The sequence below is a fragment of the Paenibacillus sp. P4_A7 genome (assembly GCF_056402455.1).
This window is the reverse complement of sequence record NZ_JBFUHJ010000641.1, coordinates 1-2,336: the sequence shown is the minus strand read 5'-3', so window position 1 is coordinate 2,336 and position 2,336 is coordinate 1. Positions and strand designations below refer to the sequence as shown.

At 46.0% G+C, this 2,336-nt stretch carries 2 protein-coding genes; both read right to left on the bottom strand.

All coding sequences use genetic code 11. The features are described 5' to 3' along the window. Positions 1-127: 127 nt before the first annotated feature. Positions 128-1,252 carry an ABC transporter substrate-binding protein gene (locus AC1DWN_RS32310; RefSeq protein WP_477562937.1) on the bottom strand — a complete coding sequence of 375 codons (1,125 nt, stop codon included), beginning with the start codon at positions 1,250-1,252 and terminating at the stop codon, positions 128-130. A gap of 315 nt (positions 1,253-1,567) precedes the next feature. Further along, positions 1,568-2,038, bottom strand: a complete 471-nt coding sequence (locus AC1DWN_RS32305) for a GlcG/HbpS family heme-binding protein (protein ID WP_477562936.1) — start codon at positions 2,036-2,038, stop codon at positions 1,568-1,570. Positions 2,039-2,336 lie beyond the last annotated feature (298 nt).

The window sequence follows — 2,336 nt, the reverse complement described above, 5'->3', positions numbered from 1 at the left end:
GATCATGGCGATCAACGGCAGCAATAAAAATCCGGCGACGAGCAGGGCAAACGGCAGCAGTGTAACGATGGCAAACAGCGTTACCTTGCGATTCATTCGGATTTATCCTTTCATAAAGCCATGATAGCTAGTTGAWGTGAATCAACACTTGTTCCTGCCACAGCTTCGGCAATTTTTTTGATGTTTCTCCCCAAGCGTTGTAGTCCTTGATCGGCTTCGCATTTTTGTATTGCTCGGCAGGAATCAGCTTGTTGGCGACATCGTCCGGCAGCTTCACGTTTTCCCGAATCGGACGGGCATAGCCTTTGGCCAGGTTGATCTGTCCTTCGTCACTCAAAATAAATTCGCGCGTAGCTTTGGCCGCATTCGGATGGGGCGCATATTTGTTAATGATGGTGGTATAGCCGCTGACGACGCTGCCTTCCTGCAGAATGCTGACTTCAAAACGGTTCGGATCGATCTGATCGCGGTAGCCCAAAGCGTTAAAATCCCAAAGCAAAGCAACGGGAACCTCTCCTTTTTCCAAAACTCCAGTGTTGATTTCGAGTGAAGCCAATCTGCCCTGCTTGGCCAATTTCGCAAAAAAGTCCAAGCCGGGTTGAATGTTGTTTTCGTCCCCTCCGTGCGCGATCGCCGACGCCAATACGGCCATTTGTGCCTGCGTCCCTTTGGATACGTCAGTAATCGAAACCTTGTAATCGCCGTTAAGCAGGTCATCCCAAGTTTTAGGTGGATTTTTCACCAGCTTCTTATCGGTAATTACCGCGATTGTGCCTTGATACGCAACCACCCAGTGCCCATCCTTATCTTTCGCCCAGTCCGGGATATCATCCCAGCTGGATGGCTTGTAGGGCATCGTTACCCCTTTATCCTTCGCGATCGGTCCGAACGAAATCCCTACATCCCCGATGTCGGCCGTCGGGTTTTTCTTTTCCGCTTCGAATTTAGCGATTTCCTCCGCGCTTGATAAATCGGTATCTGTGTGGGATAATCTGTATTTCGTTGTGATATCGCTCCAAGTATCCTTCCAGTTGGCCCAATTATCGGGCATTCCAACACTGACGACCTTTCCCTCTTTTGTGGCTTGCGTTTCGATTTCCTCGAGCGTCAATTCTACCGCCGGAGCCGGACTATTACTTGCAGCTGGTGACGATTGCTGCCCGGAGCCGCACGCCGAAATTCCTAAAGCCATCACACTGATTGCTAGAGCTGCTTTCCATGAGAGATTTTTTTTCACGATGTTCTCCTCCATATTTCGGCTATTTGTGCGTTTTTGTTGTTTTATCAACAATTACACTATATAATCGCAACATTATCCACAAATCAACTACACGTAAAGATTATGTAAAGAAAAACCGTTCCCAAAGTCCGTTAGAAGGGAATAAAAAAATCCCCCTGATTGAATTACATCCAAACCATGAGGATAGACATATGCACTAACGTCGCACTAACGCTAATAGAATCTCGCAATAAATATAAAAAGATTACAACTGTAAGCAAAGTAAAGACATGCTACAGCTGTAATCCTATCTTGTTAATAAATATATTACTCTAAATAATCACATCATTACCAATTCGATTGAAATGAACCAATACGTGCTGTTACTAATGCCGCTTCATTAAAATAGCGAACACTCTCGAATGCTTGAACAGCAGCATTTGCCACTTCGATGTCTTGAGCGCTTGTACCGCCGCTCACTCCAATGCCGCCGACGATTCTGCCTTCACTAACGAGCGGAATGCCACCGCCGAGGATAACTAGTTTACCGTGGTTTGTCGTGTTTATGCCGAACGAGGGACCACCTGGAAGAGCTGCTGTCGCCAGGTTGGAAGTCGGCATCTGCATGGCTACGCTCGTCCAAGCCTTGTTCTGTGAAATGTCAATACCGGCGATCCGAGCATTATCCATCCGTGAGAAGGCGATCAGGTTCCCGCCTTCGTCAACAATAGCAATATCACTTGAGAGCCCCATCTGATGGGCTTTCTGTTCTGCGATCGCAAGCAATCGTTTAGCCATCTCCAAAGTTAGTTTATTCAATTCATCCACTCCTTTTAGCCGATACCCCCTCAGCATATGATCATTCGCCTAGAACGGTGAACGATTATTCCATTGATACCTTATATGATCGTAAATAGAAAAAGACTGTTTCTAAAGGTCATATTAACCTGAAGAAACTGCCCTTTTCTAACTAGCTAATAAAGGTTTTCAAATCAAAACTTGGCATGAAGGAAAGAACAGCTTCTCATATGGACTATATCCATCCTTCTCGTCGCGTTGACCGTCATTCTATTCATTCAATATGAAAATAGCAAAAATGCGCTAGCACATCACTGCC